The organism is Allosphingosinicella sp., from assembly GCF_046295735.1.
Taxonomy (GTDB): Bacteria; Pseudomonadota; Alphaproteobacteria; order Sphingomonadales; family Sphingomonadaceae; genus Allosphingosinicella.
On sequence record NZ_JBKBMQ010000019.1, the window covers coordinates 1 to 26,579 of the forward strand.

The window sequence follows — 26,579 nt, forward strand, 5'->3', positions numbered from 1 at the left end:
GGCGGCGAGGCGCGCATCGCCGCCTCGCCCGCGGAAGAGGCGCAGGCGCAGCAGGCGACCGCTTCCGTCAGCGCCAAGGAAGAGAAGAAGCCGGCGTCGCTGCGGGTCGAGCCGGAGGTGCCGGAGGGCACCGAGATGGTGCGCCGGACGGTGCGCGAGGCGCTGCGCGACGCGATGGCGGAGGAGATGCGGGCCGACGACCGCGTGTTCGTGATGGGCGAGGAGGTCGCGGAATATCAGGGCGCCTACAAGGTAACCCAAGGCCTGCTCGACGAGTTCGGCGCCCGGCGCGTGATCGACACTCCGATCACCGAATATGGTTTCGCCGGCGTCGGCAGCGGCGCGGCGATGGGGGGCCTGAGGCCCATCATCGAGTTCATGACCTTCAACTTCGCGCTGCAGGCGATCGACCACATCATCAATTCGGCCGCCAAGACCAACTATATGTCAGGCGGGCAGATGCGCTGCCCGATCGTGTTCCGCGGCCCCAACGGCGCGGCAAGCCGGGTGGCGGCGCAGCACAGCCAGAATTTCGGCCCCTGGTACGCCAACGTGCCCGGCCTCATCGTCATCTCCCCCTACAGCGCCGCGGACGCCAAGGGGCTCCTGAAGGCCGCAATCCGGAGCGAGGATCCGGTCGTGTTCCTGGAGAACGAGCTGCTCTACGGCCAGAGCTTCGACGTCCCCAAACTCGACGATTACGTCCTTCCCATCGGCAAGGCGCGGATCGCGCGCGAGGGCAAGGACGTGACGCTGGTCTCATATTCGATCGGCGTGGGCGTGGCGCTCGACGCGGCGGCGAAGCTGGCCGAGGAGGGGATCGAAGCCGAGGTGATCGACCTGCGCACCCTTCGCCCGCTCGACAAGGAGACGGTGCTCGCCAGCCTCGCCAAGACCAACCGCATGGTCTGCGTCGAGGAAGGCTGGCCGGTCTGCTCGATCAGCTCGGAGCTGATGGCGATCGCGATGGAGGAGGGGTTCGACGATCTCGACGCCCCGGTCCTGCGCGTCACCAACGTGGACGTGCCGCTGCCTTATGCCGCCAATCTCGAGAAGCTCGCCTTGATCAAGGTCGACGACGTGGTCGAGGCGGCGAAGAAGGTGTGCTACCGCTGACGTGGGAGCGCCTTCCTCAGTCCCGCGAGATGCCTTGGCGGGCGGGGCGGTGAGAGGCAGGCGATGATGGAGTTCGATCACGATCGCCGGCTTGCCTTGACCTATGTGCCGGCGGCGCGGCGCGCGGCGGTCGAGGCGCTTTGGCGCCTGGACCTCGCCTTCGCCTCGGTGCTGTCGACCGGGCGCGAGCCGATGATCAGCCAGATCCGCCTCGCCTGGTGGCGCGAGGCGCTCGAGAAGCTGGACCGCGATGGCGCGCCCGGTGAGCCGGTGCTGCAGGCGCTTGCCTCGAAGGTGGTGGGGAACGGCGTCGGAGGCGAGGAATTGTCGCGGATGGAGGAAGGCTGGACGATCCTCCTCAGCCCCGATCCGCTCGAACCGGAGGCGCTCGCTCGCTATGCCGCCGCGCGGGGCGGCCTGCTGTTCCGTTACACGGCACGCCTGCTGGGCGGCGAAAGCGATGCGTCCATCGAGCGCGGCGGCGAGGCCTGGGCGCTGATCGACCTGGCGCGCCATTCCGCCAATGCGGTCGACCGGGCCGCGGCCGTGCAGGCGGCGCGGGAGCGGAGCCATGGCGGCCGCTGGCCCGCGCGACTGCGCCCGGCGGGGATGCTCGCGATGCTCGCCGCGCGGGACGCCGAGCGCGGCACCGAAGGCTGGGAGGAGCCGGGCGCGCCGCGCCGAATGCTGAGGATGCTGCAGCACCGTCTTACCGGCTTTTGATCCGTTTCGGATATTTGCTTGTCCGAAACGGATTTACGTCCGACCCTTGCCGCTTCCGCTCCCTCGAGCAGGAGAGGCGCGCATGCTTCGGTTCTTCGCGGGCGCCGGTTCGGCGCTGCTGCTGACGCTGGCCGGGTTCTTCATCTGGAAGATTCAGGCCGAGCCTGACGCGGGACCGATTCCGCCTGCGCCGGAGCCCCCGGTCGCCGTGGCGCCGGCACCGCTCCGCCCCGCCGAGCGTCCGGCGACCCCGCCCGCCGCGCCCGACCGGACGAAGGAGGAAAAGAGGTTCGACCGGGCTGACAAGGACCGCGACGGCCGCATCTCGCGCGAAGAGCTGCTGGCGCCGCGGCGCAAAGCCTTCGCCAAGCTCGACAAGAACGGGGACGGGCGGCTGAGCTTCGAGGAGTGGGTGGTGAAGACGTCGGACAAGTTCGCCGCCGCCGACGCCAATCGCGACGGCATGCTGACCCGCGCCGAATATGCCACGACGGCTCCCAAGCCGCGCCCGAAGGCGAAGTGCAGCTGCTGACGAGGTCGGCTGTCCATCAGCCGTTGCGCGTCACTCCTCGTCCCCTTAGCTTCGTATAGCGCTGGGGCGCACAGGGGGAACAACAAATGAGCATTGCCGTTTTGCTGGCCGTACTGGTCCAATCCGATGGAGCCGAGCCCGTGGCGAAGCATGCGATGCTTCGCAGCGCCTCGGTCACAGAGCGGGATTATCCGAGCGCCGCGCGGAGGCGCGGCGAGCAGGGACGGGTCGTCTTCCAATATGTCGTCGATCCCGCGGGCCGGCCGCGCGACTGCGTCGTTCAGGAGAGCAGCGGATCGGCCCTGCTCGACGAGGCGAGCTGCAACATCGTGCTCAGGCGCTTCCGGTTCGCGCCGGCGCGCAGCGCAGCCGGCGAGGCGGTGGCCCAGCGCTGGGTTCAGACGATCGACTGGCAGCTCCCCCGGTCGATCAACCTTGCCCTGCCGATGCCCGCGACCGACTGAGCCGGCGCACGGACCCGCCTTGGGCGTTCAGGACGCCGCCTGCCATTCCTGCAGCTTCTCCCTGGCGCGGCTGGTGTAGAGGCGCTTGCGGTCGGCCTTCTTCGCCTTGCCCTCCACGGGCGGGAACAAGCCGAAATTGACGTTCATCGGCTGATAGTCATCGGCCTCGGCGCCGCCGGTGATGTGGCCGAGCAGGGCGCCCAGCGCCGTTTCCGGCGGGGGCGGAGCGAGGCTCTCGCTTTTCAGCTCGGCGGCGGCGAAGCGCCCGGCAAGAAGGCCGACGGCGGCCGATTCCACATAGCCTTCGCAGCCGGTGATCTGGCCCGCGAAGCGGATGTTCGGCCGCCCGCGCAGCCGCAGCGTCGGATCGAGCAGGCGGGGCGAATTGATGAAGGTGTTGCGGTGCAGGCCGCCGAGCCGCGCGAATTCCGCCTGTTCGAGGCCGGGGATCATCCGGAAGATCCGCACCTGCTCGGCATATTTGAGCTTGGTTTGGAAGCCGACCATGTTCCACAGCGTGCCCAGGGCGTTGTCCTGGCGGAGCTGCACGACGGCATAGGGCCAGCGTCCCGTCTTCGGATCGTCCAGCCCGACCGGCTTCATCGGTCCGTAGCGCAGCGTGTCCACGCCGCGTTCGGCCATCACCTCGATCGGCATGCAGCCCTCGAAATAGGGCGTGTCCTTCTCCCACTCGCGGAATTCGGTCTTATCGCCGTCGAGCAGCGCCTGGTGGAAGGCGAGATACTGCTCCTTCGTCATTGGGCAGTTGATGTAATCCTTGGTCTCCCCCTTGTCCCAGCGGGAGGCCATCCAGGCGACGTCCATGTCGATCGTCTCGCGATAGACGATCGGCGCGATCGCGTCGAAGAAAGCGAGGGCATCGGAACCGGTGGCGCCGCGGATCGCCTCGGCGAGGCCGGGCGCGGTGAGCGGCCCGGTGGCGACGATCGCGGGGCCGGAGGGGAGGGCGTCGACCCGCTCGCGCACGATCTCGACATCGGGGTGGGCGGCGAGCCGCTCGGTCACCCGCGCCGAAAAGCCGTCGCGATCGACCGCGAGCGCGGTGCCCGCCGGCACGCGGTGCGCGTCGGCCGCCGCCATGATCAGGGACCCCAAGGCCCGCATCTCGGCATGGAGCAGGCCGACGGCATTGTGCTCGGCATCGTCCGAACGGAAGCTGTTGGAGCAGACCAGCTCTGCCAGGCCGTCGGTGTGGTGGGCGGGCGTCATGTCCCCGCCGCCGCGCATTTCGGAAAGGCGGACCTTGAGGCCGGCCTCGGCGAGCTGCCAGGCCGCTTCGGAACCGGCGAGCCCGCCGCCGATGATGTGGATGTCGTGGGTCATGCCGGCTCCTTAGGCGAGCGCGGCGAGGATCGGAAGGCGATGCGGCGGTCTCCTGGTCAGCGTCCGAAGAGCTCCGCTTCCAGTTCCGCGTTCCACAGCCGCAGGCGGACGATCCAGGCGCTTCCCGAGGAAGCGGCGAAGATGCCGAAGGAAATGGATGGCCCGGCGTCCAACGCCCAGGCGATCGCCGCTCCGCAAGCGGCTCCGGCCAAAGCCCAGGCAAGCGGCAGCCGCGCAGGCTGAAACCGGGCGGACAGTCCCATCATCGCCGTGGCGCCCACCAGCACCGGAATAAGCGCGACGATCGCGCTCACGATCGCCGAGAAGCCGAGCATCAGCAGGCTGGAGAGTATCGCCGGGGGGACGACGCCGATGGGGGGCAGCGCCACCGGGTGGGGCAGACGGAGGTAGAGCTCCGCAAGGAATGTGGCGAAGACGAAGATCGGGCCTGAGCAGAGCGCGGCTTGCGGAACGGCGGCGGCGCGCGCGGCGAGCGGGAACATGGGTCTTGGTCCTCACTACGAAGCGGGACGGGGCTCCCGAGGGAGCCCCAAGGTTCAGTTGCCGGCGGGGACCGGCGCCTGATCGTTCAGCCAGCGGTTCACCCGCCGGCCGAAATGGGCGATCGCCGACATGTTGAAGAAGTGCATAGCGCCGAGCACCAGCACCGCGAGCCCCACCTTGCCGCTGAGGAAACGGATCGCCTCCGGCAGGCTGGTCGGCTCCGCGCCGAGGCTGAGGGTGAGCGTGATGAAGCCGATATTGATGAGGTAGAAGCCGACCACCAGCAGATGGTTGGTGGAGCGGGCGAGCTCCTCGTTGTGGCCGAAGCATTGGACCAGGAAGACGATGCCGTTCTTCGACAAGGTCCGCGCGACCCAGATCGTGATGCCGGCGGTGATCGCGAGATAGAGGGCGTAGCAGAGTTCGACCATTGGTTTTCTCCTTCGAATCAGCGGAGGTCAGAGGACGCGGCGGGCATGCACGGCGTTGTCCGGGGCGACGACTTATCGCTATCTTCTGAAAAAACAGAAATAATCGGACATGCTCCTGCACGAGCGGGGTGGTGGAAGGGGCTATTCCTTTGCGCGGGGAGAGACGAAGCGGGCGACTTTGCCGCCCAGCTTCATCAGCGTGACCAGGGTGGATTTCGGAAGGACGCGGACCTGTTCGTACCAGCCGCCGAGGGTGGAGATGAACTCGTGCATCCGGGTAACCCGCTCGCGGACATGGGCCGGCGCGCGGGCATCGTCGCGCAGGCGTTCAGAGAGTTCCCCCAGCAGCGCGATGGTGGGGTCGATCTCGCGCCGCTTGCGCTCGGCCGCGATGCGCATCAACATCTCCCAAAGGTCGGTTTCCGCGACGAAATGGTCGCGCCGGTCGCCTTCGACATGGACGCGCCGGACGATCCCGTAGGATTGAAGCTCGCGCACGCCGGTCGACACGTTGGAGCGGGCGATGCCGAGCGCATCGACGATCTCGTCGGCGGGGAGGGGGCGGTCGGACAGATACAGAAGCGCGTGGATCTGCGCCACAGAGCGGTTGACGCCCCACTGCGTACCCATTTCCCCCCAGTGGAGGATGAAGGCTTTGACGTCGGGATGATCGAGCAGTGACATATCAGTTCTTTCTGTTAAAACAGAAATTACAGATTACGGATGACGTGTCAAGCCGCACGCTCTAAAAGTGACGCATGACGAAGCGGGTGTTCACCATCGGCTATGAGAGCGCCACCCAGGCGGAATTGATCGAGGCGCTGCGCTCCGCCGGCGTCGCGCGGGTGATCGACGTGCGGGCCGTTCCCAATTCCCGCCGCCCGGGCTTTTCCAAGAACGCGCTGCGGGGAGGGCTGGCGGACGCCGGGATCGATTACGTCCACCTGCGCGCGCTGGGCACCCCGGCCGACGGCCGGGCGGCGGCGCGGCGGGGGGACTCGGCGGCGCTCGACCGCATCTATGCGGAGCAGCTCGAAACCATGGAGGCGGTGGTCGAGGCCGAGCGGATGCGGGAACTCGCCGCGGAGGCGCCCTCGGCGCTGCTCTGCTACGAGCGCGATCCGGAGCAATGCCACCGCAGCCTGCTCCGCGCCGCAGCGTTGTCCGATTGGGAGCGGATCGACCTGTTCTGCTAGCGGCGCGGACGGCGGCTCAGCCGCCGTCCGTCCGGATCACTCCTCCACGTCTTTTTCGTCGAGCGTGTCGGGGCCGGTGCCGTCGTCGAGCCGGACCTGGTCCTCGGCGGCGGCGGGCGGGGCGGAGCCGAGATCTTCGGCCACCAGCTCCTCCGCCTCGTTCTCCGGCTCCTCTTCCTCGTCGATGCGGGCGGCGGAGACGACATGCTCGTTGTCGGCGACCCGGAAGATGGTGACGCCCTGCGTGTTGCGCCCGGCGATGCGGATGTCGCCGACGGTCGTGCGGATGAGCTTCGCCTGATCCGTGACCAGCATCAGCTGTTCGCCGTTATGGGCCGGGAAGCTCGCCACCACATGGCCGTTGCGGGCCGAGGTCTCGATGTTGGTGATGCCCTGGCCGCCGCGGTTGGTGCGGCGATATTCGAAGGCCGAGGTGCGCTTGCCGTAGCCGTTGGCGGTGACGGTGAGGATGAACTCCTCCGCCTCGGCGAACTCGGCCATGCGCTCGGGGCTGAGCGTCGGCTGGTTCTGATTCTCCTTCCACGGCGCGGCGCGGAGATAGGCGTCCCGCTCCTCGGTGGTCGCATCGAAGCCCTTGAGGATCGACAGCGAAATGACGCGGTCGTCGCCGAGCAGGGTGATGCCGCGCACGCCGGTCGACGTGCGGCTCTGGAATTCGCGGACGGCGGTGGCCTCGAAGCGGATCGCCTTGCCGTTGCGGGTGGCGAGGAGGACGTCGTCCTCTTCCGACAGGAGCGCGACGCCGATCAGGCAATCGTCGTCGCCTTCGTCGAAGCGCATCGCGAACTTGCCGTTCGACGGCACGTTGGCGAAGGCGTCCATCGAGTTGCGGCGGACGCTCCCCTTCGCGGTCGCGAAGACGACGTGGAGGTCCTTCCACTCCTCCTCGTCCTCCGGGAGCGGGAGGACGGTGGAGATGGTCTCGCCCTCGCCGAGCGGGAGCAGGTTCACCATCGGCCGGCCGCGGGCCTGGGGCGCGCCTTCGGGCAGGCGCCAGACCTTGAGACGGTAGACCTTGCCGGCGGTCGAGAAGAACAGGACCGGGGTGTGGGTGGAGGTGACGAACAGGTGGGTGACGGCGTCCTCGTCCTTGGTCGCCATGCCGGCCCGGCCCTTGCCGCCGCGTTTCTGCGCGCGGAAGGTCTCGAGCGGGGTGCGCTTGATGTAGCCCCCCATCGTGACGGTCACGACCATGTCCTCGCGCTCGATCAGGTCCTCGTCGTCGATGCCGTCGGCGGCGGGCGCGATCTGGGTGACGCGCGGCGTCGCATATTGGGCGGAGACGGCGTCGAATTCCTCGCGCATCACCTGGTAGAGCTTGGCGCGGTCGGCGAGGATTTCGAGCAGTTCGCCGATCGAGGTGGCGAGCTCGCGCAGCTCCCCGCCGATCTCGTCGCGGCCGAGCGCGGTGAGGCGGTGGAGGCGAAGCTCAAGGATGGCGCGGACCTGCGCCTCGGACAGGCGGTAGGTGTCGCCGTCGACTTCATGCTCCACCGCCTCGACGAGCGCGATATAGGGCGCGATCTCCGCCACCGGCCATTCGCGGGCGAGCAACGATGCCCGGGCTTCAGCCGGGGAGGCGGAGGCGCGGATGATCCGCACCACCTCGTCGAGATTGGTGACGGCGATGACGAGGCCGAGCAGGATGTGGGCCCGGTCGCGGGCCTTGGCGAGTTCGAACTTCGCGCGGCGGGTGATCACCTCCTCGCGGAATTTTACGAAGCTTTCGATGATGTCGCGAAGGTTGAGCGTCTCCGGCCGGCCGCCGCGGATCGCCAGCATGTTGGCCGGGAAGGAGGACTGGGCCGGGGTGTGGCGCCACAGCTGGTTCAGGACGACGTCGGGCGTGGCGTCGCGCTTCAGGTCGATGACGACGCGGACGCCCTCGCGGTTCGATTCGTCGCGGATGTCGGCGACGCCTTCGATCCTCTTCTCCTTCGCGGCCTCGGCGATCTTCTCGACCAGGCCGTTCTTGCCGACCTGGTAGGGGATGGCGGTGAGCACGATCGAGCGGCGATCGCCCCGGCCTTCCTCCACCTCGTGGCGGGCGCGCATGATGATCGAGCCGCGGCCGGTATGATAAGCGGAGCGGGCGCCGGCCTGGCCGAGGATCAGCGGCGCGGTCGGGAAATCCGGACCCGGGATGATCTCGATCAGCTCGTCGATCGTGATCGCGGGATTGTCGATATAGGCTTTGCAGGCGGCGATGACCTCGCCCAGATTGTGCGGCGGGATGTTGGTCGCCATGCCGACGGCGATGCCGCCGGCGCCGTTCACCAGCAGGTTGGGGAAGCGGGCCGGGAGCACCTGCGGCTCCATGCGCGAACCGTCATAGTTCGGCGTGAAATCGACCGTGTCCTTGTCGAGATCGTCGAGCAGGGTCATGGCGACGCGGGCGAGCCGCGCCTCGGTGTAGCGCATCGAGGCGGGCGGATCGGGGTCCATCGATCCGAAATTGCCCTGGCCGTCGACCAGCGGCACGCGCATCGACCAGTCCTGGGTCATGCGCGCGAGCGCGTCGTAGATCGCGCTGTCACCGTGCGGATGGTAGTTGCCCATCACGTCGCCGACGATCTTGGCGGACTTGCGGTACGGGCGGCCCGCGACGAAGCCGCCTTCCTGGCAAGCGAAGAGGATGCGGCGGTGGACCGGCTTCAGGCCGTCGCGCACGTCGGGCAGCGCGCGGCTGACGATCACCGACATCGCATAATCGAGATAGGAGGTCTTCATCTCCTCGACGATGGAGATAGGGGAGATGTCCGAAGGTTCGATGGTCGGCGGTGCGCTGGCCAATGTCAGTTCCTGGTTGTGCGGTTTCGGCGCTCGCGGGCGCGCGGGAGATGAGTGGCGCCGGTCCTAGCCGATGGGATGCGCCTTGGCCACCCCGCGCGTACGCGCGTACGCGCGAGGGCGGCGGTCAGCGGACGAAGCGCCACTTCGCGGCGTCGGAACCCTCCGGGTCGAAGCGGTAGCCGTCGCTGTCGAAGCCTTTCAGCTGATCGGCCTCGGTCAGGCGGTGCTCGCAGATGAAGCGGGCCATCATGCCGCGCGCCCGCTTGGCGTTGAACGTGTTGAAGCGCAGGCCGTCCGGTCCGCGCTCCCGGAAATCGATCTCCACGACCGGCAGGTCCGCGAGGTGCGGCGCGGCCGCCTGCCAATATTCCTTGCTGGCGAGATTGACGATCGGGCCGCCGTCGAGGTCCGCCCGGAGCGCGTCCGCGACGCGGCTGCCCCAATGTTCGTAGAGGTTGCGCGCGCGGCCGGGCGCCCAGCGCGTCCCCATTTCGAGGCGATAGGGGCGGATGGCGTCGAGCGGGCGCAGCAGGCCGTAGAGACCGGACAGGATACGCAGATGGTCCTGCGCGAACAGCACCGCTTCCTCGGGCAGGCTGTGGACTTCGAAGCCGGCATAGACGTCGCCGGCGAAGGCGTAGATGGCAGGCCGCTCCTCGCCTTCGGCAAAGCCGCGGAAGCGGTCGGCGTTGAGCCGGGCGAGCTTGTCCGAGATGTGCATCAGCGTACCGAGCTTCGGCGCCGACAGGCCGGCGGCGGCGGCGGCCAATGCTTCCGCCTCCGCTTCGAAGCGCGGGCGGGTGGCCGCGAGCGCGGGGAGGGCGGTCTTGTAGTCCAGCGTCTTGGCGGGAGAGATGACGGCGATCATCGCGGCCGCCTAACCGCCGCGTGCCCGGCCGTCAAACCGGCGCCGCCTCGGCTCAAAAATCGCTGGATTTCCGGGGGTTTGCGGTTCAAGCGCCGTTCAGCGGCCAACCTCTAGAAAGGCCGGGCGATTGGCGGTAGATACCCCCGCAACCGCCAGGATTGAAACAGATTCGCCCGCTGGAGAGGCGGTCAACAGGAGGCAGCTTATATGAAGGTTTCGAAGATCGCGCTCGGCGTGGCGCTTGCGTTCGGCGGCGGTTCTCTCGTCGCCGTCGACGTCGCCAATGCCCAGATCCCGGGCCGCCAGCAGCGCGAGCGGCAGCGTCAGCAGACGCAGCAGCAGCAGCCCGCGCAGGCGCAGGCGCAGAACGGCCAGCGCCAGATGAACCTGTCCCGCGAGGAGCGCGCTGCGCTGCTTCCGGTGCAGACCGCGATCGAGGCGCAGGATTGGGCCACCGCCCAGACCGCGCTCGCCGCCGCCCAGCCCGCCATGCAGGGCGCCGACGGCCGCTACATGCTGGCCGCGATGCAGCTGCGCCTCGGCGTCGGCATGCAGAACCAGCAGATCCAGGCCCAGGCGATCGACGCGATGATCGCGAGCGGCGCCGCTCCGGCCGAACAGCTGGTCGAGCTGCTGAACAACCAGGGCGCGCTCGCCGCCCAGGCGCGCGACCTGCCGAAGGCCGAGGCCGCTTATGCCCGCGTCGTCGAGCTGCGTCCGAACGACCCGACCGCGCTCGCGCGGCTCGCGGAAGTGAAGCACAGCCTCAACAAGGGCAACGAAGCCGTCGCCCTGCTCGACCGCGCGATCGAGGCGATGCGCGCCACGGGCCAGCAGGTGCCGGAGAATTGGTACAAGCGCGGCCTGAAGATCGCCTATGACGGCCGGCTGACGCCGCAGGCGGTGGGCTTCGCCCGCGCGCTGGTCGCCGCTTATCCGACCCAGGAGAATTGGCGCGACGCGCTGATCATCTACCGCGACTCGGCGCAGCTCGACCGGGCCGCCGCGCTGGACCTGATGCGGCTGCAGCGCACCGCCCGTGCCCTGGCCGGCGAGCGCGACTTCTTCGAGATGGCCGAGATGCTGAACGCGGCGGGTCTGCCGGGTGAAGCCAATGCGGTCCTCGAAGCGGGCGTCCAGAACCGGATGATCGACGGCAACCGCCCGGCCTTCCGCGACCTGCGCGCCTCGATCCAAGGCCGCCTCGCGGGCGACCGCGCCTCGCTCGCCCAGCAGGAGCGGCAGGCGTTGGCCGGCGCGAACGGCACGCTCGCGCTCAATATCGGCGACGCTTATTACGGCTATGGCGACTATGCGAAGGCGGTGACGCTCTATCGCGCCGCGCTCGAGAAGGGCGGCGTCGACGCGAACCTCGTCAACACCCGCCTCGGTATGGCGCTGGCCCAGTCCGGTCAGCGCGCGGAGGCCGAGACGGCGTTCCGCGCCGTCACCGGTCCGCGCCAGGCGCTCGCCAATTTCTGGCTGACCTGGCTCGCCCAGCAGGGCTGAGGCCAACCGCCGAACGGAAGAGGGCGCCGGTGCCGCACCGGCGCCCTTTTTCGTGCCCAACGCACGCCGCACCGACCGCTCCGCCCGTCCCGTTTTGCAACGTCCCGATATGGACGCTTCCGCGCGCCCCGCGCGAGGATTAGGCAGGAAAGGCGAAGGGCGGACGGCCGCCGCTTCGCGCCAACGACAAGGCAGGTTCGGGCGGTGCGTTTCAACGACATGATCGCGACGGTGCTGGCGCAGCCGATGGGGACGGCCCGCGAGCGCGACGCCAAATGGCGTCAGCTCGTCGACCTTCTCGCCCAGCGCCGCGAGCGGGGCGGCGACCCGGCGGTCGAATGCGCCTTCGCCTATCTTCGCTATCATCGCGACGAAGTGCCGATCGAGACGCGCCGGCAGAGCGCCCGCGCGCTGGCGGGGCTGCGCATCGACCCGCTGCTGCTGCGCTTCTTCGCCGAGGACCATCCGAGCGTCTGCGCGCCCTTGTTCCGGGCGGTGCGGCTGTCGTCGCCCGAATGGGTGGAAATCCTCCCCGAACTCGGCCCGACCGCGCGCTCGCTGCTTCGGCACCGCCGCGACCTGGGGCCGGACGTCGTGCAGGCGCTCGCCGCCTTCGGGCCGACCGATTTCCGGCTCGGCCGCGACGCACCCGCGGTCGAAGCCGCCCCCGCAGCCGTAGCCGCGCCTCCGACACCGTCCGTGCCGGACGCCGGAGCCGGCGGCGAGGCACAGATCCGCGAGCTGGTGGCGCGGATCGAAGCCTTTCGCCGCCAGCGCGCCGCGGCGCCGCGCCCGGCGCCCGTCCACGCTCCCGCTCCCGTCGCGGCGCCGGCGGGGGAGCGGGTCGAGGCGTTCCGCTGGGAAACGGGCACGGACGGCATCCTGATCTGGGTGGAAGGCGCGCCGCGCGGGCCGCTGGTGGGCCTGTCGATCGCCGCGATCGCCGAACGCGGCCAGCACGGCGTCGACGGCCAGGCGGCGGGCGCGTTCGAGCGCCGGGCGCCGTTCCGCGACGCGCGCTTCTCCATTCCGGGCGAAGGGCCGGCGGCCGGCGACTGGCGCATCTCGGGCGTTCCCTTCTTCGATCCGGCGCGCGGCAACTTCCTCGGCTTCCGCGGTACGGGACGGCGGCCGCGGCTCGACGAGGTCGCGCGGAGCGATGCGGCGGGGGGGCTGTTCGGGACGAGCCTTGAGCCGGACTCGCTGCGCCAGCTCATCCACGAGCTGCGCACGCCGCTGAACGCCATTCTCGGCTTCGCGGAGATGATCGACGGCCAATATATGGGCCCCGCCGCCGACGGTTATCGGCACCGCGCGGTCGATATCATCGATCAGGCACGGCGGCTTTTGTCGGCGGTCGACGATCTCGACACCGCCGCCCGGCTGGAGAGCCGGCGGCTGGAACTCGGCGAAGGCGCGGTCGACGCCGTCGCCTTGCTGTGCCGCCTGCACGATTCCTACGAGCGGATCGCGCAGCATCGCGGCGCCGCGCTCAAGGTGGAGATCGCGCGCGACCTGCCGCCCGCCATGGTGGAGCCGGAAGCTGCCGAACGCATGTTCGCGCGCCTGCTCGCCGCGACGATCGGGCTTGCCGAAGAGGGCGAGACGCTGACCGCCCGGATGGAGGCGTCGCAATGTGCCGGACGCCAGGCGATCTGCCTGTCGGTCGAACGCCCGCGGGCGGTGTCCGACCTCGACGAGGCGGCGCTGCTCGATCCGGGCTACAGTCCGGAAGGCGACTGGCCGGCCGCGCCGGCGCTCGGCCTCGGCTTCGCGTTGCGGCTGGTGAGGAACCTGGCCGAAGCGAGCGGCGGCGGCCTCGACATCGCGGAGAGCCGCTTCTCGCTTCACCTGCCGGCGCTGCTGCCGGACGCCCGCGCCGGCGGGACCGGCGAAGAGGGCACCGCCTGAACCGCCTTGTCCCCGCCCCCGCGCCTCGGCTATCGGCGGGGGAGGTGGGGCCTGTAGCTCAACGGTAGAGCCGGCCGCTCATAACGGCTAGGTTGGGGGTTCGAATCCCTCCGGGCCCACCATCTATTGACCGCGGCCGGGTTCGCAGTCACAGCCGGCACGTCGGGGAGTAGCGCAGCCTGGTAGCGCATCTGCTTTGGGAGCAGAGGGTCGCAGGTTCGAATCCTGTCTCCCCGACCATCTTTCCTTCCTCCCCATTCCGGCGGCTTGACCGTGTTACCGCTATAGCTCACCAAGAAGTGTTGGTGCTAAGCGGGGGAGGGCGGGTTGTTCAGATATGTTCATGCCGCTTGTGTGCTTGCCGCCGTCGCTCTCCTGTGCCTGGCGCCTTCCCCGCTTCGGGCGCGGCCGTCGGACGCCGACGTCGCCGCATTCTTCGACCGCCATGTCGCGGCGGCGCTTGCCGACGGCGAGGTGCCCGGGGGCGCCCTGATCGTGGTGCGCGACGGGCGGGTGATCCTGTCGCGCGGCTATGGCGTCGCCGATCTGGACAGCGGCGAACAGCTCTCTCCCGAACACCACCTTCTGCGCCAGGCCTCCATCTCCAAGCTCGCGATCTGGCTGATGGCCATGCAGCTCGTCGACGAGGGCAGGCTCGACCTCGACCGCGACGTCAACGCCTATCTGCCGTTCAGGATCGAACCGCAATTCGGCCTGCCGATCACGATGCGCCACCTGCTGACCCACAGCGCCGGCTTCAGCGAACGCTATATGGGGGTGTTCGGAAGACCGACGGCCGGACTGTGCGACACGGTCCGCGACCATCTCCCGCGGCGGGTGAGCCCGCCGGGGGAGCGCGTGTCCTATTCGAATTCGGGCGCCGCGCTTGCCGCCTGCATCGTGGAACGGGCGACCGGTAAGCCGTTCGATGTCGCCGCGAGGGAGCGGATCTTCGAACCCCTGGGCATGCGGACGGCCACTTTCGCGCAGCCTCCCGAAGGGGCGCGCGGCAGCCGTTTGGCGTCGACCTACGGTGCGTCGGCGAGGACTGCGACGCGGTTCGAATTCATCGCCATCCCGCCGGCCGGGGCGATGAGCGCCTCGGCGGAAGACATGGGCAGGTTGCTGGTCGCCCTGACGGAGGACGGATCCGAGGGCGCCGGACGGCTGGTCGGGAGCGGCACGCTCGCGAACATGCTTCGCCTGCACCGGCCGCTCGCGCCCGGCTTGCCCGCGGGTTTCGGGCTGGGTTTCGTCGTGCGCGAGCATCGCGGAACGGCCTATGTCGGTCATCCGGGCACGACCGCCGCCGTCGTCACCGACATGGAGATGATCCCGGAACTGGGGATCGGCTGGTATCTCGGGATGACCGGGATGGGCCGGAACGGCATTGCCCTGGACATCCGCGCCGAGCTTCCCGCTGCGGTCATCGACCGCTTCGCGCCCGGCGCCGCGCCGCGGGCATTCGGCCGTTCGACGGCGCGCGACGCGGAAGGCCATTGGCTTCCCGCCCGGCGATTTCGCGCGGGACCGCTGAAGCTGAGCGACTTGAACCTCGTCGGGGTGCGCGCCGACGCGCAGGGCAATCTCCGCATCGATTCCGTCGTCGATTTGGCGGGAGAGCCGCGGGTCTGGATCCCGCAGGGCGAAGATCGCTTCGCGGAGGCCGTCACCGGGACTCCGCTCGTGCTGGTGCGCGATCCCGATGGCCAGGTGGTCCGGTTCGCGAGCGCCATGGTGAACCCCGTCAGCGATCTGGAGCGCGCGCCGGCCTGGATGGCATTCGCCCTTCCACTGTTCGGCGCGTCGACCGGAGCGATTCTGGTGGCCGGCCTCGCCATCCCCGTGGCGGCGGCATCCAGGCGCTTATGGGGCCGGCGGCCGCCCGAGCGCCAGGACCGGTTCGTGCGGGCCTCGAGGATCGGCGTCGCGTTCATGCTTGCGACCCTGATCGGATGGTTCGTGTTGATCGCCGTCGTGAGCGACGACCCGTACAAGCTGGGCACGTCCGGACCGGCGCTGACGGGGCTCGGCGCGATGGCGATGCTGACGCCCGTCGCCGCCTTGGCCGTCCTTGCCCATGCGGCGGTGCTGGTCCGGAGCGGTCGCTACGCCGCCGGCGGGCTACGCGCCGCTGTCGGAACCGCCGCGGCGACGAGCGGCGTGCTGCTCTACGCCTTCGGCCTCGCCAGCGTCTCCACCGATTTCTGACGCCTGGTCAGGGGCGCGGTCGCTCGACCCGCCCGATCGGCTCCGGCGCGTCGGCCACCACCGCCAGCATCGCCGTCCAGGCGGCGACATTCTGCCGCAGCTGGGCCGGATCGACCTTGTCGAGCGTGTCCTCGGGCGTGTGATGGAAGTCGAAATAGCGCAGACCGTCCTGCCTGAGGCTGATCGCGGCGACGCCGTCGCGCGCCCAGGCGCCGAGGTCCGCGCCGGCGCCGGCGGGCGCGGTGCCGCGCGTGACGCCGAGCGGGCCGAGGAGGGCGGCGACGCGGTCGGCGATCGGACGGGCGGCGTCGTCGAAGCTCGCGTCCATCCGCCAGATGCGGTCGGCGCCGAAATCGCTTTCCGACACGAAGACGACGTCGCCGGCGCCGCGGTGCCGTTCGAAATAGGCCGCGCCGCCGATCACGCCGACCTCTTCCGCCCCGAACAGGACGACGCGGATGGTGCGGCGGGGACGGCCAGCGTCCATGATCCGCTTGGCGGCGGCGACGGTGATGCCGACCCCGGCGGCATTGTCGAGCGCGCCAGGCGACAGATCCCAGCTGTCGAGATGGCCGCCGATCAGCACCACGCCGGCCGAAGGATCGGTGCCCGGCACTTCGGCGACGACGTTGCCGGACATGCGCTCGCCGATCCAGCGCGGCGTGAGCGCGAGCCGCATCCGCACCGGCTGGCCGCGGGCGAGGATGCGCTCGAGCTGGTCGGCATCCGGGTTGGACAGGGCGCCGGCGGGAATGGCGGCGACGCCTTCCGGCCAGCTCGTCATGCCGGTGTGCGGGTTGCGCCGGTCGCGGTCGGTCCCGGCCGAGCGGATGACGATGGCCGCGGCGCCCTTGCGGGCGGCGATGCCGGGCCCCGCGAAACGGACCGGGCCGAAATGGCCGTAGCCGGACCCGTCCTGGGTCGGCATCATCGCATGGCCGACATAGACGATACGGCCGCGCACGGCGGCGTCCGGAGCGGCGGCGAGCGCGGCGAGGTCGCGGAAGCCCACCACCTCGGCGGCGAGGCCCGCCTCCGGAGTCGCGCCGCTGCGGCCGAGCGCGGTGACGGCGAGCTTCTGCGGGAAGGGAGCGACGATCTCCGCCGTCTCCGCGCCGCGCACCCACACCTGCATCGGGAAGTCCTCGACCCGCACGTTCGCGAAGCCGAGTTCGCGCAGCCTTGCGACCGCCCATTGCCGCGCCCGCGCTTCCGCCTCTGTGCCGGCGAGACGCGGTCCCACCTCGGTGGTGAGACCTTCGATGAGGTTCCAGGCGAGATCGTCCGACAGGGCGGCGTCGCGCAGCCCCGGCGCCATTTCCGAGAGGGGCGGCGGGGACGGCGGCGGCCCGGGCGGCATGATCGGAGGCGTGGCGAAGGCGAGGCCGGGAATGGCGGCGGCGGCGATCAGGAGCTTCTTCATGGGAGGGCCTTAGCGGCCCCACGCGCCGTTTGCCAATCGCCCGCTGCGTCACTAGGTAGGCGCCCAAATCCACCCGTCACAGCTATCCGGAGAAAGCGCCGCCATGGCCGCACAGTACAGCTTCGTCATGAAGAACATGACCAAGACCTTCCCGGGCGCGCCGAAGCCCGTGCTGAACAACATCAACCTGCAATTCTATCCCGACGCCAAGATCGCGATCATCGGGCCGAACGGCACCGGCAAATCGACGCTGATGAAGATCATGGCCGGCCGCGACACCGAGTTCCAGGGCGAGGCCTGGCCGGGCGAGGGGATCCGCGTCGGCTATCTGGAGCAGGAGCCGCAGCTCGATCCCACCAAGACGGTGAAGGAGAACGTCATGGACGGCGTTCGCCCCGTCGCCGACATGATGGAACGGTTCAACGAGATTTCGACCATCATGGCCGATCCGCCCGAGGACGCGGATTTCGACGCGCTAATGACCGAGATGGGCGAACTTCAGGAGAAGATCGACGCGGTCGACGGCTGGACGCTCGACAACCAGCTCGAGATCGCGATGGACGCGCTGCGCTGCCCGCCCGGCGACAGCTCGGTCGAAAATCTCTCCGGCGGCGAAAAGCGCCGCGTGGCGCTCACCCGCCTGCTGCTCGAAAAGCCCAACATCCTGCTGCTCGACGAGCCGACCAACCACTTGGACGCCGAGAGCGTGCAGTGGCTGGAAAAGCATCTGATCGACTATCCCGGCAACGTCATCCTCGTCACCCACGACCGCTACTTCCTCGACAATGTCGTGAACTGGGTGCTCGAGCTCGATCGCGGCCGCTACTACATCTACGAGTCGAATTACTCCGGCTATCTCGAGAAGAAAGCCAAGCGGCTCGAGCAGGAGGAGCGCGAGGAGCAGGGCAAGCAGAAGGCGATCGCGGAAGAGCTGGAATGGATCCGGCGCAGCCCGAAGGCGCGCCAGGCCAAGTCAAAGGCCCGTATCCGCGCCTTCGACGAACTGGTCGAGGCGCAGGAGAACCGGACGCCGGGCAAGGCCCAGATCCTGATCCAGGTGCCCGAGCGGCTGGGCGGCACGGTGATCGAGGCCCAGGGCCTTACCAAGGCCTATGGCGACAAGCTGCTGTTCGAAAATCTCGACTTCACGCTCCCGCCCGGCGGCATCGTCGGCGTGATCGGGCCGAACGGCGCCGGCAAATCCACCCTGTTCAAGCTCATCACCGGCCAGGAACAGCCCGACGCCGGCTCGATCCGGATCGGCGAGACGGTGAAGCTCGGCTATGTCGACCAGAGCCGCGACGCGCTCGATCCGAACAAGAACGTCTGGGAGGAGATTTCGGACGGGCTCGACGTGTTCCGGCTCGGCAAGCACGAGGTCGCGACCCGCGCCTATGTCGGCGCCTTCAACTTCAAGGGCGGCGACCAGCAGAAGAAGGTCGGCCAGCTTTCGGGCGGCGAGCGCAACCGCGTCCATATGGCGAAGATGCTGCGCCAGGGCGGCAACGTCCTGCTGCTTGACGAGCCGACCAACGATCTTGACGTCGAGACGCTGCGCGCGCTGGAGGATGCGCTCGAGAATTTCGCCGGCTGCGCGGTGGTGATCAGCCACGACCGCTTCTTCCTCGACCGCCTCGCCACCCACATCCTCGCTTTCGAGGGCGACAGCCATGTCGAATGGTTCGAAGGCAATTTCGAAGCCTATGAGGAAGACAAGCTGCGGCGGCTGGGTCCCGAGGCGGACCGGCCCCACCGGGTGACGTACCGGAAGCTCACCCGCTGATCCTTCGGGGCGGAGGGGCTCCTAACCGACCCCCTCCGTCGCGACCGCAAGCCCCGTCAGCGTCACCGCTTCGATACGCCTGCCCAACCCGATCTTCCGCCGCTCGCGATATTCCTCGCCGTCCGGCGCCGACATCTGGTGGATCGCGCGGCCTTCGACATCCACGACCCAATATTCCGGGACGCCGTGGCGAGCATGGACGGCGGCCTTGACGGTGAGGTCGTTCTTGAGCGTCGCGTCGGCGACCTCGACGATCAGATGCACGGATTCCAGAGGGACCAGGCCTTTACCTTCGGCTTCGCTCGTCACCACGATATCGGGTCCCGGGACGTTGATCGGCGGAATGGCGATCGAACCTTCCACGATCGCTTCCAGTCCGCCTCCATGCGATCTCAACGCCTCCGCCAGCAGCACATGGAGCCGCGACTTGATCCGGACGTGCGGCCGGTGCTGGGCGTTCATGAACAACACCTCCTCCTCGATCAGCTCGGTCTTTCGATAGCCGTCGAACGCCCCCGCATCGTCCAGCAGCAGATAGTCCCCGATCCGCAGCTTCACCGGCAGCGGGGATATGTTGAGGGGCAGATGCTCGGACACGCCGTCATTTTATCATGCGCTGCCGCGCCATTGAAGGGGACTATGCCGCGGCCGAAGCGGGCGGGAATGTCCGCTCAGATGCCGGCGGTCTCGACGCGGAGGCCGGTGAGGGTCACCGCCTCGATTGGTTGTCCGATCGCGATCTCGCGGCTCTCGGCATAGCCGTTGGCTGACGGCGACCACAATTGGCGAACACGTCCGCCCGGCAGGTCGACCACCCAATATTCGGCAATGTTGTTCGCCGCATAAGCTCTCGCCTTGGTGCCGAGGTCGAAGGCGAGAGTGGTGTCGGAGATCTCTACGATCAGCGCCTCGTGGCCGGGCAGGAACCGCTCTACCGCTTCCGCCAGTCTGCGGAACAGCCGGCCTTGCGCGCGGGCATGGGCCGCATGCTGTGCGTTCATCGCGACGATAACGCCCTCGATGAGCTCGGTCTTGGCGTAGGACGCGAAGGCGCCGGCCGCGTCGAGGCGCAGGAAATCCTCCACGGTGAGCTTCACCGGCCGGGGCTCGTCCCCTTTGCGCAGTGCCGTCATGCGGGAATCCTATCATGCGGGGCTTTCGGCTCAAAGCCTCGGCCGTCCAGCGGGTTCCGCAGCAGCAGCAGCATTGTTCATGCTCCGCTCATTAGCGTGGCGGCAGAGAAGAGGCTCCGGCAGGCGAGTCGCCGCGCCGCTTTCAGGGAGCCAGTATATGCTCGGGAAGATCCTTATCGGCACCGCCGCCGCGGCGCTCGTCGCCTTGCCCGCCGCCGCCCAGGCGCAGGGCTATTATGACGACCCTTATTATCAGGACGGCTATTACGATCGTTACGACGATCGTTACGACGATCGCTACGCCGACCGCGGCTACGACTATCGCTACGACCGCTACGGCCGGCACGGCGGATATGATCGCGGCTACCGGCCTTATCGCCCCGGCGATTATTACCAGGGCGCCCGGCGCCATTATCCGCAGCGCGGCTATGCGCGCCCGGTCTATCGCGAGCGGTGCGGCGACGGCACGGCCGGCGCGGTGATCGGCGGCGTGGTCGGCGCCCTGCTCGGCCGCGAAGTGGCGCGCGGCGGCGGCTATTATCGCCGCGGCGGTACGACCGGCGCGATCGTCGGCGCCGGCGCGGGCGCGTTGATCGGCCGGGAAATCGACCGCAGCTGCTGACCCGGTTCGCCGAACCGGAAAGGGGTTGACGCCCCCCGGCGGGGCTGGCGATAGCGGCGCCTCGAATGGGGACGTCCGTGCACCGCCGCCTTGCCGCGCCGTCGCTCGCAGCCTTGCTGGCGGCGGCGGCGGTTCCCGCGCATGCGGGGGGCGGCGCCCATATCGTCGACGACGCGGAGGTCCAGGAGCCGGGCGAATGCCAGGTGGAAGGCTGGGCGACCTTCGCCCGCGGCGCCCGGCTCGCCGTCGTCGCGCCGAGTTGCACCCCGGGCGACGCGCCTCGCTTCGACGTCGGGGCTGAGCTGTCCTACTCGCGCGAAGGCGGCGATCGCGACGTCGTCCTCGGCCCGACCGTCAAATATGCGCTGCTGCCCGCGCGCCGCGGGGTGGCCGTCGCCTTGTCCGGCGCGGCCGGGATCAGCGTGGTGGACCGCAGGTTGGGTTCGGCGAGCCTCGTCATGCCGGTCACCTTCGACCTCGATCCGCGGCTGCGCCTCAATCTCAACGCCGGCTGGGCCTGGACCCGCGGCGCTGTCGGCCACCGCGCCACCTGGGGCGCCCAGATCGTCCATGAAGCGAGCGAGCAGCTGCTGGTGATGGCGGAGGCGTTCGTGGGCGACACGGGCGAGAAGGGGCTGCAGACCGGCCTGCGCTGGACGCCGCCGGGCGCGCGGTTCGACGTCGATCTCCTCTACCGCGCCGATCGCGACGGCGGGATCGGCGAGGCAGTGACGTTCGGCCTGACGTTCAGGCGCTGAGACCGCCGCCGCGCGCCGGCCCGTTGCGGCGGGAGGAAGGGGCGGGGCCTTGAACCCTTGCCTCGCCGCCCCGATCTTGCTTTGTGTCGTTCGACACTCACCACAATCAGGATGCTCTCCACCCATGGATCATGAAGATATCGCCGCCGGCCTCGTGCCGATCGTCATCGAGCAATCGAACCGGGGCGAGCGCAGCTTCGACATCTATTCCCGCCTGCTGCGGGAGCGGATCGTCTTCGTGACCGGCCCCGTCGAGGATCATATGGCGACGCTGGTGACGGCGCAGCTCCTCTATCTGGAGAGCGAGAATCCGAAGAAGGACATCTACATGTACATCAACTCGCCGGGCGGGGTGGTGACGGCCGGCATGGCGATGCACGACACGATGCAATATATCCGGCCGCGGGTCGGCACGGTCTGCATCGGCCAGGCCGCCTCGATGGGCGCCTTCCTGCTCGCGGCCGGCGAGCCCGGCATGCGGGTCGCGCTCACCAATGCCCGGATCATGATCCACCAGCCGTCGGGCGGCGCGCAGGGCATGGCCAGCGACATCGAGATCCAGGCCAAGGAAATCCTGCGCATCCGGCACCGGATGAACGAGCTGATGGCGAAGAATACCGGGCAGCCGATCGAGGAGATCGAGAAGGCCGTCGAGCGCGACCGCTTCTTCGGCGCGATCGAGGCCAAGGAGTTCGGCCTCGTGGACGAGGTGTTCGAGAAGCGGCCGAGCCCCGCCGACGAGGATGCGGCGAAATCCACCGCCTGACGTTTAGGCGATTGTAAGCGTATCAATTTACCGTCAGGATGTATGCTGACGGGGCAGAGACGGGCGGCCTCATAGGCCCGCGAGGGAAGACATATGACGAAACTGAGCGGCGGCGACTCCAAGAGCACCCTCTACTGCTCCTTCTGCGGCAAATCGCAGCACGAAGTGAGGAAGCTCATCGCCGGGCCGACCGTGTTCATCTGCGACGAATGCGTCGAGCTTTGCAACGACATCATCCGCGAGGAGACCAAGTCCGCTCTGGTGAAGACCAGGGACGGGGTCCCGACGCCGCTCGAAATCTGCAAGGTGCTGGACGATTATGTGATCGGCCAGAGCCACGCCAAGCGCGTGCTCTCCGTCGCCGTCCACAACCATTACAAGCGGCTGGCCCATGGCCAGAAGGGCGCTGACGTCGAGCTCGCCAAGTCGAACATCCTGCTCGTCGGCCCGACCGGCTGCGGCAAGACCTTGCTCGCGCAGACGCTGGCGCGCATTCTGGACGTGCCGTTCACCATGGCGGATGCGACCACGCTCACCGAAGCCGGCTATGTCGGCGAGGACGTGGAGAACATCATCCTGAAGCTGCTCCAGGCGAGCGACTATAATGTCGAGCGGGCGCAGCGCGGCATCGTCTATATCGACGAGATCGACAAGATCAGCCGCAAGTCGGACAATCCCTCGATCACGCGCGACGTGTCTGGCGAGGGCGTCCAGCAGGCGCTCCTGAAGCTGATGGAAGGCACCACCGCCTCCGTCCCGCCGCAGGGCGGCCGCAAGCATCCGCAGCAGGAATTCCTGCAGGTCGACACGACCAACATCCTGTTCATCTGCGGCGGCGCCTTTGCCGGGCTGGAGCGGATCATCGCCGACCGCCTGCAGGGCAAGTCGATCGGCTTCGGCGCCCATGTCGCCGCGCCCGAGGAGCGCCGCACCGGCGAGGTGCTGCGCCAGGGCGAACCGGAGGATCTGCTGAAGTTCGGCCTGATCCCCGAGTTCGTCGGCCGCCTGCCGGTGATCGCGACGCTGGAGGATCTCGACACCGACGCGCTCGTCAAGATCCTGCGCGAGCCGAAGAACGCGCTCATCAAGCAATATGCCAAGCTGTTCGAGATGGAGGATGTGAATCTCACCTTCACCGACGATGCCCTGGTGGCGGTCGCGAAGAAGGCGATCGAGCGCAAGACCGGCGCGCGTGGCTTGCGTTCGATCCTCGAGAACATCCTGCTCGACACGATGTTCGACCTGCCGTCGATGGACGGGGTCGACGAGGTGCTGATCGACAAGGACGTGGTGGAAGGCCGCAAGGAGCCGGTCCGCGTCTATGCCGAGAAGAAGGGCGAGAGCGCGGCCTGAGCCGGGCTGACGCAGGGTGACGTCCGGGGACGAGCGGCGCGAGCGCCCCGCGGCGCTTGCGCCATTCCCGGAATTCCTGTTCCGGCCGGCCCGGCCCTGGTCCTTCATCCTCAAGGCCTGGCTGCTGAGCCTCGCCGGAAGCATCCTGCTGTCGGTTCTCGCCGGGGCGGTGGCGCCCGAGGCGGCCCAGCCCGACCTCGGCCCGGTCGACGAGGCCTGGACGGTCTTCCTGCTGGTGCTCGTCGTGCCGGCGGTGGAGACCGCCTTCATGGTGCCGCCGCTTCTCCTCCTCAACCGCTTCCTCGGCCCCGCGCCGGCGGTGTTCCTGAGCGCGGTGGGATGGGGAGTCGCGCACAGCCTGGCGGCGCCGATCTGGGGCTTCGTCGCCTGGTGGCCGTTCCTGCTGATGTCGATCGCCTTCCTCACCTGGCGCGAACGCGGCTTCTGGCTCGCCTGCGGAATCGTGGTCGCGATCCACGCGCTCCAGAACAGCTTCGCGGCCGCCGCGATCCTGCTGGGAGGCGCGTCGGGGGCCTGACGCGCCGCACCGCCGCCGTGGCGGATTGATGCTCCCCGCCTTTCTCCCCATATAGAGCGCGAGAGCCAATGGCCCGTGCCGGAGTATACATGACCCTGTCCTTCCCCGTCCTTCCCTTGCGCGACATCGTCGTCTTCCCGCACATGATCGTGCCGCTGTTCGTCGGCCGCGACAAATCGGTGGCGGCGCTGGAAAGCGCGATGGCGCAGGACAAGCAGATCTTCCTCGTTTCCCAGCTCGATCCGGCCGAAGACGATCCGGACCGGGAGGCGCTCTACGACCTTGGCGTGGTGGCGACCGTTCTCCAGCTCCTGAAGCTGCCGGACGGCACGGTGCGCGTGCTGGTGGAGGGCCAGAGCCGCGCGAGCCTGCAGGCGCTGCGCTCCGAGGGGCAGCATCTCGTCGCCGACGTCGAGGCGGTCCACGCCGACGAGCCGGAAGGGACCGAGGTGCAGGCGCTGATGCGCTCGGTCGTCGAGCAGTTCGAAAATTATTCCAAGCTCAACAAGAAGCTTCCGGCCGAGACCGCCGTCCAGCTGTCGCAGATCGAGGAGCCGTCGAAGCTCGCCGACGCCGTCGCCGCCAACATCAACATAAAGGTGTCGGACAAGCAGGCGCTGCTCGCCGAGCTCAATCCGGTGCGCCGGATGGAGATGGCCTTCGCCTTCATGGAAGGCGAGCTCGGCGTGCTCCAGGTCGAGAAGAAGATCCGCTCGCGCGTGAAGCGCCAGATGGAGAAGACCCAGCGCGAATATTATCTCAACGAGCAGCTGAAGGCGATCCAGCGCGAGCTCGGCAACGAGGGCGAGGAAGGCGAGGGCGACGAGATCGCCGAGCTGTCCCGCAAGATCGAGCGGACCAAGCTCTCGCGCGAAGCCCGCGCCAAGGCGAAGCAGGAGCTGAAGAAGCTGCGCGCCATGGCGCCGATGTCCGCCGAGGCGACGGTGTCGCGCAACTATCTCGACGTGCTGCTGGGCCTGCCCTGGGGCAAGAAGTCGAAGGTGAAGAAGGACATCGCCGAGGCGCAGGCGGTGCTCGACGAGGATCATTACGGCCTCGAGAAGGTCAAGGACCGGATCGTCGAATATCTGGCCGTCCAGGCCCGCACCAACCGCCTGAAGGGCCCGATCCTGTGCCTCGTCGGGCCGCCCGGCGTCGGCAAGACCTCGCTCGGTCGCTCGATCGCTCGCGCGACGGGCCGCGAATTCGTGCGCCAGTCGCTGGGCGGCGTGCGCGACGAGGCGGAAATCCGCGGCCACCGCCGCACCTATATCGGCTCGCTGCCCGGCAAGGTGATCTCGAACCTCAAGAAAGCGGGCACGTCGAACCCGCTCTTCCTGCTCGACGAGATCGACAAGCTGGGCCAGGATTTCCGCGGCGATCCCGCTTCCGCGCTGCTTGAGGTTCTCGATCCCGAGCAGAATGCGAAGTTCCAGGACCATTATCTGGAGATCGATTACGACCTGTCCGACGTGATGTTCGTCACCACGGCGAACTCGCTCAACCTCCCGCAGCCTTTGCTCGACCGGATGGAGATCATTCGCCTCGAAGGCTATACGGAGGATGAGAAGGTCGAGATCGCCCGGCGTCACCTCATCCCCAAGCAGATCGAGGCGCACGGTCTTCAGGACGGCGAACTCGCATTCACCGAGGAAGGGCTGCGGGCGCTGATCCGCCACTATACCCGCGAGGCCGGCGTGCGCACGCTGGAGCGCGAGATCGCCAAGGTCGCGCGCAAGGCGCTGCGCCAGATTCTCGAAGGCAAGGCTGAGAAGGTGGAGGTGACGCCGGACAATGTCGCCGATTTCTCCGGCGTGCGCCGCTATCGCCATGGCGTTTCGGAGGAAGAGGACCAGATCGGCGCCGTCACCGGCCTCGCCTGGACCGAAGTGGGCGGGGAACTGCTCACCATCGAGGCGGTGACCGTGCCGGGCAAGGGCCAGATCAAGACCACCGGCAAGCTGGGCGAAGTGATGCAGGAGTCGGTCCAGGCCGCTTTCTCCTTCGTCAAGGCGCGCAGCCCGAGCTACGGCGTCAAGCCGAGCCTGTTCGCCCGACGCGACATCCACGTCCACCTGCCCGAAGGGGCGGTGCCGAAGGACGGTCCGTCGGCCGGCATCGGAATGGTGACGGCGATCATCTCGACGCTGACCGGCATCGCGGTGCGCCGCGACGTCGCGATGACCGGCGAGGTGACGCTGCGCGGCCGCGTGCTGCCGATCGGCGGCCTCAAGGAGAAGCTGCTCGCGGCGCTGCGCGGCGGCATCTCCAAGGTGCTGATCCCGGCCGAGAACGAAAAGGACCTCGCCGAAATCCCGGCCAATATTCGGGAAGGACTGGAGATCGTCAGCGTCAGCCATGTCGACGAGGTGCTGCTCCACGCGCTCGCCACCCCGGTCGTGCCGATCGAATGGAGCGAGGCGGACGAGCTCGCCGCCGTTCCGCCGACCGAGCTGGCCGCGGCGCCCGACGAGTCGCAAGGGGTTTCGATCCGCCACTGAAGTGTGGCGGCGCGGCATCGCCCGCCATCCGGAAAGGCGCACGGACCCTAGGGAACGTGCGCCTTTCCTTTTGACTCTC

Annotated in this window: 24 protein-coding genes and 2 tRNA genes; 17 read left to right on the plus strand and 9 right to left on the minus strand. The window is 68.6% G+C overall.

Going from position 1 to position 26,579, the window contains the following annotated elements; translation table 11 throughout:
• The 4 genes from ACK4K7_RS15215 to ACK4K7_RS15230 all read left to right on the plus strand — a co-directional run.
• A partial coding sequence (locus tag ACK4K7_RS15215; protein ID WP_431867302.1) for a pyruvate dehydrogenase complex E1 component subunit beta occupies positions 1-1,116 on the plus strand: 1,116 nt, incomplete at its 5' end.
• A 63-nt stretch (positions 1,117-1,179) separates the two neighbouring features.
• On the plus strand, positions 1,180-1,839 hold the full coding sequence (locus tag ACK4K7_RS15220) for a squalene/phytoene synthase family protein (RefSeq protein WP_431867303.1): 660 nt from the start codon (positions 1,180-1,182) through the stop codon (positions 1,837-1,839).
• 82 nt (positions 1,840-1,921) lie between these two features.
• A complete protein-coding gene (locus tag ACK4K7_RS15225; protein ID WP_431867305.1) occupies positions 1,922-2,371 on the plus strand; it encodes an EF-hand domain-containing protein in 450 nt (149 codons plus the stop codon).
• Positions 2,372-2,511: 140 nt separating this feature from the next.
• Positions 2,512-2,835, plus strand: a complete 324-nt coding sequence (locus tag ACK4K7_RS15230) for an energy transducer TonB (RefSeq protein WP_431867307.1) — start codon at positions 2,512-2,514, stop codon at positions 2,833-2,835.
• Between the two features lie 27 nt (positions 2,836-2,862).
• Here the strand turns inward: ACK4K7_RS15230 and trmFO are convergent, their stop codons facing one another.
• The 4 genes from trmFO to ACK4K7_RS15250 form a co-directional block, all read right to left on the minus strand.
• The gene (gene trmFO, locus ACK4K7_RS15235; RefSeq protein ID WP_431867309.1) at positions 2,863-4,179 is read right to left on the minus strand and encodes a methylenetetrahydrofolate--tRNA-(uracil(54)-C(5))-methyltransferase (FADH(2)-oxidizing) TrmFO; all 1,317 of its coding nucleotides are present in this window, start codon (positions 4,177-4,179) and stop codon (positions 2,863-2,865) included.
• Positions 4,180-4,235: 56 nt separating this feature from the next.
• Entirely contained in the window at positions 4,236-4,682 is a 447-nt protein-coding gene (locus ACK4K7_RS15240) for a hypothetical protein (RefSeq protein ID WP_431867311.1), read from the minus strand.
• A gap of 54 nt (positions 4,683-4,736) precedes the next feature.
• Positions 4,737-5,114, minus strand: coding sequence for a hypothetical protein (locus ACK4K7_RS15245; protein ID WP_431867312.1), 378 nt, complete (start codon positions 5,112-5,114; stop codon positions 4,737-4,739).
• Between the two features lie 141 nt (positions 5,115-5,255).
• A complete protein-coding gene (locus ACK4K7_RS15250) occupies positions 5,256-5,798 on the minus strand; it encodes a GbsR/MarR family transcriptional regulator (RefSeq protein ID WP_431867314.1) in 543 nt (180 codons plus the stop codon).
• A 74-nt stretch (positions 5,799-5,872) separates the two neighbouring features.
• On the opposite strand from ACK4K7_RS15250, the gene ACK4K7_RS15255 reads away from it, so the two are divergent.
• Positions 5,873-6,310 (plus strand): DUF488 family protein, encoded by a 438-nt coding sequence (locus ACK4K7_RS15255; protein WP_431867316.1) that lies wholly within the window; start codon positions 5,873-5,875, stop codon positions 6,308-6,310.
• Between the two features lie 36 nt (positions 6,311-6,346).
• On the opposite strand, the gene gyrA is transcribed toward ACK4K7_RS15255, so the two are convergent.
• Both gyrA and yaaA read right to left on the minus strand, forming a co-directional pair.
• Entirely contained in the window at positions 6,347-9,061 is a 2,715-nt protein-coding gene (gene gyrA / locus ACK4K7_RS15260; protein ID WP_431867371.1) for a DNA gyrase subunit A, read from the minus strand.
• Positions 9,062-9,248: 187 nt separating this feature from the next.
• A complete protein-coding gene (yaaA, locus tag ACK4K7_RS15265; protein WP_431867317.1) occupies positions 9,249-9,992 on the minus strand; it encodes a peroxide stress protein YaaA in 744 nt (247 codons plus the stop codon).
• 207 nt (positions 9,993-10,199) lie between these two features.
• On the opposite strand from yaaA, the gene ACK4K7_RS15270 reads away from it, so the two are divergent.
• The 5 genes from ACK4K7_RS15270 (at position 10,200) to ACK4K7_RS15290 (ending at position 15,623) form a co-directional block, all read left to right on the plus strand.
• Positions 10,200-11,501, plus strand: coding sequence for a hypothetical protein (locus tag ACK4K7_RS15270; RefSeq protein WP_431867319.1), 1,302 nt, complete (start codon positions 10,200-10,202; stop codon positions 11,499-11,501).
• Between the two features lie 204 nt (positions 11,502-11,705).
• The gene (locus tag ACK4K7_RS15275; protein WP_431867321.1) at positions 11,706-13,412 is read left to right on the plus strand and encodes a sensor histidine kinase; all 1,707 of its coding nucleotides are present in this window, start codon (positions 11,706-11,708) and stop codon (positions 13,410-13,412) included.
• A 47-nt stretch (positions 13,413-13,459) separates the two neighbouring features.
• Positions 13,460-13,534, plus strand: a tRNA-Ile gene (locus tag ACK4K7_RS15280).
• Between the two features lie 41 nt (positions 13,535-13,575).
• Positions 13,576-13,652: transfer RNA gene (locus tag ACK4K7_RS15285), tRNA-Pro, on the plus strand.
• A gap of 87 nt (positions 13,653-13,739) precedes the next feature.
• Complete coding sequence (locus ACK4K7_RS15290; RefSeq protein WP_431867323.1) at positions 13,740-15,623, plus strand: serine hydrolase domain-containing protein; 1,884 nt, start codon at positions 13,740-13,742, stop codon at positions 15,621-15,623.
• A gap of 7 nt (positions 15,624-15,630) precedes the next feature.
• Here ACK4K7_RS15290 and ACK4K7_RS15295 read toward each other — a convergent pair whose 3' ends face one another.
• A complete protein-coding gene (locus ACK4K7_RS15295) occupies positions 15,631-17,046 on the minus strand; it encodes a M28 family peptidase (RefSeq protein WP_431867325.1) in 1,416 nt (471 codons plus the stop codon).
• A 103-nt stretch (positions 17,047-17,149) separates the two neighbouring features.
• Between ACK4K7_RS15295 and ettA the strand changes: the two genes are divergently transcribed.
• Positions 17,150-18,829 (plus strand): energy-dependent translational throttle protein EttA, encoded by a 1,680-nt coding sequence (ettA, locus tag ACK4K7_RS15300; protein ID WP_431867327.1) that lies wholly within the window; start codon positions 17,150-17,152, stop codon positions 18,827-18,829.
• A gap of 21 nt (positions 18,830-18,850) precedes the next feature.
• Here ettA and ACK4K7_RS15305 read toward each other — a convergent pair whose 3' ends face one another.
• Together ACK4K7_RS15305 and ACK4K7_RS15310 are read right to left on the minus strand one after the other, a co-directional pair.
• On the minus strand, positions 18,851-19,426 hold the full coding sequence (locus tag ACK4K7_RS15305) for a Uma2 family endonuclease (protein ID WP_431867328.1): 576 nt from the start codon (positions 19,424-19,426) through the stop codon (positions 18,851-18,853).
• 74 nt (positions 19,427-19,500) lie between these two features.
• Positions 19,501-19,962: a Uma2 family endonuclease gene (locus tag ACK4K7_RS15310; protein ID WP_431867330.1), complete on the minus strand. Its 462-nt coding sequence runs from the start codon at positions 19,960-19,962 to the stop codon at positions 19,501-19,503.
• A gap of 157 nt (positions 19,963-20,119) precedes the next feature.
• On the opposite strand from ACK4K7_RS15310, the gene ACK4K7_RS15315 reads away from it, so the two are divergent.
• From ACK4K7_RS15315 to lon, 6 genes are all read left to right on the plus strand, one after another.
• Entirely contained in the window at positions 20,120-20,584 is a 465-nt protein-coding gene (locus ACK4K7_RS15315) for a glycine zipper 2TM domain-containing protein (protein WP_431867331.1), read from the plus strand.
• 65 nt (positions 20,585-20,649) lie between these two features.
• Positions 20,650-21,342 carry a hypothetical protein gene (locus ACK4K7_RS15320; protein ID WP_431867332.1) on the plus strand — a complete coding sequence of 231 codons (693 nt, stop codon included), beginning with the start codon at positions 20,650-20,652 and terminating at the stop codon, positions 21,340-21,342.
• Positions 21,343-21,466: 124 nt separating this feature from the next.
• Positions 21,467-22,108 carry an ATP-dependent Clp endopeptidase proteolytic subunit ClpP gene (gene clpP / locus ACK4K7_RS15325; protein ID WP_431867334.1) on the plus strand — a complete coding sequence of 214 codons (642 nt, stop codon included), beginning with the start codon at positions 21,467-21,469 and terminating at the stop codon, positions 22,106-22,108.
• A 93-nt stretch (positions 22,109-22,201) separates the two neighbouring features.
• On the plus strand, positions 22,202-23,461 hold the full coding sequence (gene clpX / locus ACK4K7_RS15330) for an ATP-dependent Clp protease ATP-binding subunit ClpX (protein ID WP_431867336.1): 1,260 nt from the start codon (positions 22,202-22,204) through the stop codon (positions 23,459-23,461).
• 16 nt (positions 23,462-23,477) lie between these two features.
• Positions 23,478-23,999 carry a hypothetical protein gene (locus tag ACK4K7_RS15335; protein WP_431867338.1) on the plus strand — a complete coding sequence of 174 codons (522 nt, stop codon included), beginning with the start codon at positions 23,478-23,480 and terminating at the stop codon, positions 23,997-23,999.
• Positions 24,000-24,088: 89 nt separating this feature from the next.
• Positions 24,089-26,500, plus strand: coding sequence for an endopeptidase La (lon, locus tag ACK4K7_RS15340; RefSeq protein ID WP_431867339.1), 2,412 nt, complete (start codon positions 24,089-24,091; stop codon positions 26,498-26,500).
• The last annotated feature ends 79 nt before the right edge of the window (positions 26,501-26,579 follow it).